The organism is Psychrobacter sp. (assembly GCF_030457785.1).
Classification (GTDB): domain Bacteria; phylum Pseudomonadota; class Gammaproteobacteria; order Pseudomonadales; family Moraxellaceae; genus Psychrobacter.
In genome coordinates this window covers 1-7,708 of sequence record NZ_JAKDUI010000136.1, presented here as the reverse complement: position 1 = coordinate 7,708, position 7,708 = coordinate 1, and the positions used below count along the sequence as shown (strand labels likewise).

Annotated in this window: 5 protein-coding genes and 1 pseudogene; 4 read left to right on the top strand and 2 right to left on the bottom strand. The window is 45.5% G+C overall.

Features of this window, described 5'->3' with window-relative positions:
• Window positions 1-320 (bottom strand): annotated as a pseudogene (locus tag L0J61_RS07570) (hypothetical protein); the annotation flags it as partial.
• Between the two features lie 460 nt (window positions 321-780).
• Here L0J61_RS07570 and L0J61_RS07565 point away from each other — a divergent pair.
• The 4 genes from L0J61_RS07565 (at window position 781) to L0J61_RS07550 (ending at window position 4,975) form a co-directional block, all read left to right on the top strand.
• Entirely contained in the window at window positions 781-1,833 is a 1,053-nt protein-coding gene (locus tag L0J61_RS07565; protein ID WP_301465776.1) for a siderophore ABC transporter substrate-binding protein, read from the top strand.
• An 82-nt stretch (window positions 1,834-1,915) separates the two neighbouring features.
• Window positions 1,916-3,028, top strand: coding sequence for an ABC transporter permease (locus L0J61_RS07560; RefSeq protein ID WP_301465774.1), 1,113 nt, complete (start codon window positions 1,916-1,918; stop codon window positions 3,026-3,028).
• Between the two features lie 240 nt (window positions 3,029-3,268).
• Window positions 3,269-4,168, top strand: a complete 900-nt coding sequence (locus L0J61_RS07555; RefSeq protein ID WP_301465778.1) for an iron chelate uptake ABC transporter family permease subunit — start codon at window positions 3,269-3,271, stop codon at window positions 4,166-4,168.
• A 48-nt stretch (window positions 4,169-4,216) separates the two neighbouring features.
• On the top strand, window positions 4,217-4,975 hold the full coding sequence (locus L0J61_RS07550) for an ABC transporter ATP-binding protein (RefSeq protein ID WP_301465772.1): 759 nt from the start codon (window positions 4,217-4,219) through the stop codon (window positions 4,973-4,975).
• Window positions 4,976-5,331: 356 nt separating this feature from the next.
• Here L0J61_RS07550 and L0J61_RS07545 read toward each other — a convergent pair whose 3' ends face one another.
• Window positions 5,332-7,629: a FepA family TonB-dependent siderophore receptor gene (locus tag L0J61_RS07545; RefSeq protein WP_301465770.1), complete on the bottom strand. Its 2,298-nt coding sequence runs from the start codon at window positions 7,627-7,629 to the stop codon at window positions 5,332-5,334.
• Window positions 7,630-7,708: the final 79 nt, after the last annotated feature.

The following is a 7,708-nucleotide window of genomic DNA, read 5'->3' as shown; positions in this document are numbered from 1 at the left end:
TCTGGTGTTGGTTCTGGTTCAGGTGTTGGTTCTGGGTCAGGTGTTGGTTCTGGTTCAGGTGTTGGCTCAGGTTCAGGCGTTGGCTCTGGAGCGGACACAGGCTCAGCCGGCTCCTGTTCAGGTTCAACGGCTGCTGGTGGCTGTGGCGGTGTGATGAGATCTATTTCTATGGGTTGTGTTTCTTGTATAGGCTCTTCTTTTATCTCAGGCGTCTTAACCACTGCTAAGGCTACAGCTGTCAACGCATGCAATCCTACGACGGCAACGACGGCCGTGAATTTAAGTCTATTGGATGGCGTGTCTAAATTCGTTGAACTCATAAAACTCTAATATTTATTAACTGACGTAGAATGGTGTTGATAATAATGCAAACGATAATTATTATCAATACTAAACTTCACTAATTTCCATTTATTGACGATTTTATCAAAATTAGCTGCCTAAGTTAATAAAAATCATTATCATTTTTATTGATAATGACTCTCAATTGCCTTATCATTGCAGCTCCTTGGCTATTTATGCCATTTATACTACTTGTTTAGCCAGTCAGAGCCTCTGTTATTTATAAAATAAACGATAGATGCTCTGATTTAGCTAAAAGGTCTGTACGTGTACAGCTAGGTTATTATTTACAACAACGGTCATTGGTAGTATCCATCAACGATACTACCATTGAGCATTATCTATTATTTTTAGATAAGCGCTTTTTATTTCTTTTCATTCTATATAGGTAATTATTTCACTTACCTATTGTCCAACCAGCGATATATCGAGTTACTTATGTCTAATACCCTATTACCTACCCGCATCTCTAATACCTTATTTAAGCGACCACTACTCACCGCCATGACAACTGCGATCATTGCTAGTATCGGTGTGGCAGGCTGTAGCTCACCAGAATCAAGTGGCACTGAAACAACAGAAACTCAAGCCGAAAACCAAACCGCTGATAGCTCATCAAATGTCGCTAATAATGACGCCGTCTCTGTTGAGACCATCACCGTCGATACTGCCAGAGGTGATGTCGATCTGGCGATGAACCCGTCACCACTAGTGGTATATGACATGACCTTGATGCAAGACTTGGCTGCGCTTGATGTGGCTGTCGATGGTATGCCTGGGAAAGTGCAGTTAGACAATCTACGCTCAGAAAATCAGCCTGAACCACAAGGCGTTGGTACCGTGTTTGAGCCAGATTTAGAAGCGTTGAACGCGATGCAACCACAAGCCATCTTGGTCGGCTCGCGCATGGCAGAAAAATACGATGAGTTATCGAGCATCGCGCCCACACTTGATATGACAGTGGATACCGCAAACATCTATGAGTCTAGCAAACAGCGTTTGCACGACCTAGGTGCATTGTTTGGTAAAAGCGAAGAAGCAGCAGCGTTGCAAGCTGACATTGATGGCCTAATCGAAGAGACCAAAGCAGTAACCAAAGATGGTGGTAATGGCTTGGTCGTGATGGTTAATGGCAATAAAATGTCGGTCTACGGCGCTGAGTCTCGCTACGGCTTTATTTACAATGTCGCAGAAATACCAATCGCTGATGATCAGATCCAAGATGGTCGTCATGGTCAGCCAATCTCGTTTGAATATCTACAAAAAGTAAATCCAGACTGGTTGTTTGTGGTTGATCGTAGTGCAGCTATCGGCGAAGAGAGTGCTGGTGCGCAAGCCGTACTAGACAATCCATTAGTAGCGCAAACCACCGCTTGGGAACAAGATCAGGTGGTATATCTAAGCCCGGATTCTTACCTTGCGTTTGGCGGTTACTATCAGTGGATGCAGGATTTGACGACGGTTCGAGATGCTTTTACCAATGCTCAATAAACGCAATTGCTCAGTAAACGACACCATTGTTTGAGCAACTGTCTTTCATGACAGTTTTCACATCTATAAATCAGTAGCCACTATGTCGTTATTTTCGCATCGTACTGATGCTAGCGAAAAAGCCACTCATTCCTCCCCTGCTTCTGCCACCACACAAGGTGCAAAGTGGCAGCGGGATAGTGGCCGTTATTCCAATGACAAACAGCGCCGTGCTGCCATGCCTCCTTGGGTCATTAACACCGGTAGCCTCATTATTATGGGGCTTTTGGTGTTATTGAGCCTATCTATCGGCGTGGCAGATTTTTCGTGGTCCGGTATCTTTCACAGCCTTATCAGCCATAGCGCCAACTCCGATAGCTCCTTGCTCTTTGTCAGCCGCATACCACGCACTATTGCGATTATCTTGACAGGTATTTCGATGGCGGTAGCGGGGATGATTATCCAAGTGGTGCTAAAAAACCGTTTTGTTGAGCCTTCTATGGTCGGTGCGACTCAAAGTGCTGCTTTGGGGTTACTCGTCGTGAGTTTGTTATTTCCTGCCAGTGCGCTCTTTATCAAGATGGGCGTCGCTACTATCGCAGCGGTATTTGGCATGATGATATTCATGCTGCTGATTCACCGTATTCCACCGACAGACTTTTTGATGATTCCGCTGATTGGTATTGTGTTCGGCGGCATTATTGATGCCGTGACGACTTTTATCGCTTATCAAACCGAAACATTACAGATGCTCAGTGTGTGGCAATTTGGTGACTTTTCGGGGGTGCTAGCGGGTCGGTACGAGCTGCTGTGGCTCACTGGTGGACTCTGCGTGTTGGCTTATATCATTGCTGACAAGTTAACCATTGTGGGCTTAGGTGATAATATCGCGCTGAATTTGGGCGTTAGTAAACGCCAAGTGACGTGGTTGGGTGTCGGCATGGTCGCCATGATGAGCGCCGTCGTCGTCGTGACCGTCGGTATGATTCCTTTTGTCGGTCTAGTCGTGCCCAATATCGTCAGCCGACTGATGGGAGATAAGCTACGTCGTAGCTTGCCTGCAGTTGCACTACTCGGTGCATCAGCAGTCCTACTCTGCGATATTATCGGCCGCTCTATCCGCTATCCGTTTGAGGTGCCTGTTGCGACTATTTTTGGTGTGGTCGGCACTGTACTGTTCTTATGGTTATTATTGCGTGCTCCTGCTGAACAATAAGATTCCTAGCCAGTGAGTGAGTGACTGACACTCTTGATACTATTGGTACCATTGATACTATAGGATTAACGTATGCTCTCATCGTCTAAGCGTCGCGCTACACATCACGGGCCTAGAGAGCCTGATATGACGACCAATAGTCATGGCATAAATACGGCTAAGCACTCTCGCTTAGTGCAAGTTTGGACGTGGATAGTCAATCATCCCAAATCGATTGCCGCCTTTATATTGCTACTCTCAATGGTTTTATTTTTGACATTAAATGTCAATGGCTATTGGGATTTTGCGCTGCCGTTACGCGGCAAAAAACTGCTGGCATTAATGGTGGTCGGCTATGCCATCGGTGTGTCGACTTTGTTGTTTCAGACTTTAACCCACAACCCTATTCTGACACCTTCTCTATTGGGATTTGACTCACTATATATATTATTACAAAGCTTACTGGTGTTCTCTTTGGGCGCGATGAGCTTTAGCAGTATTCATCCCATTACTAAGTTCACGCTTGAGATTGTCTTAATGTTTGGGGCGTCATTGTTACTATTTCGCCTACTCTTTTCTAAAAGTAGTCAAGACTTAACGCGATTGATACTAGTCGGCGTCATCTTTGGTGTGTTATTCCGTAGTTTGTCCGCGCTGATTTCACGATTGATTAGTCCTGATGATTTTGTCGTCGTACAGTCCGCGAGTTACGCCCAGTTCAACACAGTCAACCCTCAGTTGCTCGGTATCAGTCTAGCGATTTGTGCGATTAGTGCTATCGTTATATGGCGCTGGCGCTATCAGTGTGATGTATTGATGCTCGGTAAGCCGCAAGCCATCAACCTTGGTATCAACTATCAAGGTCTCGCCTTTGGGTTATTGACGGTCATAGCAGTGTTAGTCGCTACTGCAACAGCACTGGTCGGTCCAGTGACTTTCTTTGGATTACTCGTCTGCGCCTTGACCAACCGTATCGCTCGCCATATGTACCATAGCGAACGCCTCATTTTGGTGAGCTTAGTCGCTATGATTTGCTTGGTACTCGGTCAAACTGTGTTTGAGCAAGTCTTGGGCATGGCTGGGGTACTGTCGGTCGTGATTGAATTGGTTGGTGGTTTGGTATTCTTATTATTGATCTTCACCACTCAAAACCGTCAATAATCAATACAAAAACTAAGCAATTAGAACTTTCTAAAGACGAAAATTACTATGATTACACTCGATAATATTTCGCACCGCATTGGTAAGCAGCAAATCCTACATGACATTACCTTGTCACTGCCGAGCGGGCAAGTCATTGCTTTGATAGGACCCAATGGTGCTGGCAAGTCCACTTTGTTTTCAGTCATGGCTCGTCTACAACCACTACAATCAGGTCAAGTGAGCTTTGACGAACATGACATTGTCAGCTGTCATGCTCGGACACTGTCCAAGACAGTAGCGATGTTAGGTCAAGACAACCACGTACAAGGTCGACTGCGCGTGCATGAGCTGCTGATGTTTGGACGCTACCCCTATCACCAAGGGCAACCGACTGCTAACGATCAGCAAAAGGTTAATGAGATTATCGAACGGTTTGAGCTGGAGCTATTGGCCGATCGTTTTCTATCGACACTATCTGGTGGTCAACGCCAACGCGTACTGATCGCGATGATTGTCTGCCAAGATACGCCGTATTTACTGCTTGATGAACCATTGAATAATCTGGACATGTACCATGCTGGACGGTTGATGCGTGAGCTACGTGAGTTAAGTCAGTCTCAGCATAAAACCGTCGTCATTGTACTGCACGATATCAATCAAGCTGCACAGTTTGCTGATACGGTGGTCATGATGAAGACAGGTCAAGTGATGGCGACAGGTTGCCCTACCGATGTCATTACCCAAGAGACCATAAAGGAGCTGTATGACGTCGATGTGACTGTCCTCAATCATCAAGGGCGCCCAGTGATTATTGATACCATTTAATGCTGTCTGTTTTTTTGCTCATAATTAGGGCGTGTTGAATATTCAACACGCCCTAAAGTATTTTGAAATCGCTACAGTGCTATTAGGGCGTGTCCTCAATTCGAACAGTCACCTTTAAATGTGCTTGAAATGAGATAAATTTCCGATGATCAAGGAGAAAATTGCAGGGCATATAGCTATATTCACAAGATTTTTAACGATGAGTAGCAAAATTTAGCCATTTTAAGACCACTAAATGATTGAATGTGTTAATTGATGACACGTCCTAAGACAGCACAAACAAAAAAGGTCTGAGCTATTAGCTTAGACCTTTTTTGTGGAACAAATACTGTGACTAGATGCTAAATATCAACGTATTAGAAATCAACACTCACATCAAACACATAACTACGACCAGGTTCGTTAAAAGTGCGTGCGCCAGCATTCGTAGCAGTACCTTCGCGATAAACACCGGTGTCAAATACGTTTTTCACACCAGCACCAACTGTGATGCCATTGGTCATATTATAACGAGTGCTGACGTTAGCAATGGCATATGGCTCACGATCAAGCAACGGGTCACCATTACCCTCTCCCGTCGTAACTGAAAGCGTAGGGGCTTCAATCGTACCATAGTAGCTCACATCAAAGCCTGCATTCCACTGAGGCGTCACATCCCAATCGACACCAGTATTTACCGTGAACTTAGGAATTAATGATAACGGCTCGCCATTGTCTTTTCGCTCTGAGCGGATGTTACCAGTGATATTCGAAGACCATCTTACATCGTCAGTGACTGGTACTTGTACAAAGCCTTCTAAACCTTCGACAATTGCTTCACCTTGATTGTCCCATTGGAAGATAGAACGATTGGTCGCTGTATCGACAGCCACACGATCCGTACCAGCACCAATGCGGTTATCATAGGCATTGTGGTAATAAGTCAAACCAGCATTGAGTCCAGTGCCATCATCATAGGTAAAGGTCAGCTCTTTATTCCAAGACGTTTCATTTTCTAGGTCAGGGTTACCTAAGACCTGACAACCTCTTTCCTCACTAGGCACCCAAGATGGGCAGCCATTACCACGGGTATAGTAAATATAATTTGGGTCAAGCTGGTATAGCGATGGTGCTTTAAATGCACGACTGACACCCGCCTTCACTGACCAATCAGGGCTAAAGTGCCACGTGGTGTTGACACTAGGTGACCAATTACCACCTGACTCACTATGCTGGTCAAAGCGAACACCTGGCGTGATATACCAGTCAGGCGTGATCTGGTAATTGTCTTCTAAGTACGCACCCACAAGATAAGCATCTGAGGTAGGGTCACGTTTTTCAGGGTCGGTTTCTACATCACCAAACTCAAAACCTTCGTCAAATGTCATATCAGATACCACAGGATTATCCAGCTTTTCACCGCGGAACTCAACACCAGCGGTCAAGGTATGACGATCGAAATAAATATCCCACTCTGATTTGGCATTTAGCGTGTCATAGGTTGCCTCTATCCATTCAAAGTCTTCTCCTTCATCAGGTATCGAAATCTGGCCTTCGCCACCACCAGCAGAACCTTCACCCAAACGCTCATTCACTGTGCGAGTGAATTCGATAAAGCTATTACTGCTGACATCATCGTACTCACCACGATGTGTGAAGGCAGCACCGTAACGCTGCATCTTGTTGGTTGTTTCGCCTTCTAGTTCATCTACCAACGTTTCATTCACTGATTGGAACAATGAGTCACCCGCCCAATGGTTTTCTTGACGGCTATAATTGACCTCAACACCGACTGTATTCATCGCATCCATGGCGTACTCAAACAGCTGACGCGCATCGATATTTTCGACCCCTTCAGTACCTGCTGCTACTGAGTCATCTAGCGCTTCAGCTTCATTAATATATGGATCATCTGCTTCACTATCGTGGTAACCTAGCGTGGTACGAGAAGATAGTTTATCGGTCAACGCACCCGCCATATTGATGTTGGTACGCCAGTTGCTGCCTTCTAAGTCGTTTTCTGGCAGCTCATAGTGACCACTGATAGAAAACTCTGGCTCAGTCGGGCTCTTAGTGATGATATTAACCACACCACCCATACTACCAGAACCATAACGAGCCGCAGCAGGACCACGCAATACTTCGATACTCTCAATAGCACTTGGTGGTACCCACTGCGAGTCACCACGCGTGTCTTGCTCATTACCACGACTCGGTCGTGAGGAATTACGAGAAGTGACAGGACGACCATCGATCAAGATAAGCGTGTTATTCGGACCCATACCACGCAAGTCGATTTGACGTTGGTTACCACGTTGACCTGATGTTGACGATCCTGACAGGTTCACACCTGGCATCTTACGTACAATTTCTGAGATATCATTAGATACTGATGCTTTTTCGATGGCATCTTCACTGATGATTGACAGCCCTGCCGCTTGTTCGAGCTCTTCCCTCGCTGCACGCACGACGATAGTATCAAGTGTCGTCGACGGCAACGCTTCTTGTTCAGTCGCTCCTTGCGCCACTACCTCATCACCCTCAGCAGCGATAGCCGTGCTACTCAAAATAGAAGCCACAGCAATACTCAGCAAAACTTTTCCAGTTGCTGGGCGTTTAGAGGTTTTTTGGGACGTGAGGTTTGGATGATTAGAGAAACTGGATAGTTTGGGCATAATAATGTTCCTTAAAGAACGTAATCTCATTAATACTTTTTAATCTCACCGATAACGAATCGCTTTGGCCAATTCAATG

Coding starts and splice junctions, on each gene's coding strand:
- L0J61_RS07545 (WP_301465770.1), bottom strand. CDS start 7,629: ATGCCCAAACTATCCAGTTTCTCTAATCATCCAAACCTCACGTCCCAA.
- L0J61_RS07555 (WP_301465778.1), top strand. CDS start 3,269: ATGGTTTTATTTTTGACATTAAATGTCAATGGCTATTGGGATTTTGCG.
- L0J61_RS07550 (WP_301465772.1), top strand. CDS start 4,217: ATGATTACACTCGATAATATTTCGCACCGCATTGGTAAGCAGCAAATC.
- L0J61_RS07565 (WP_301465776.1), top strand. CDS start 781: ATGTCTAATACCCTATTACCTACCCGCATCTCTAATACCTTATTTAAG.
- L0J61_RS07560 (WP_301465774.1), top strand. CDS start 1,916: ATGTCGTTATTTTCGCATCGTACTGATGCTAGCGAAAAAGCCACTCAT.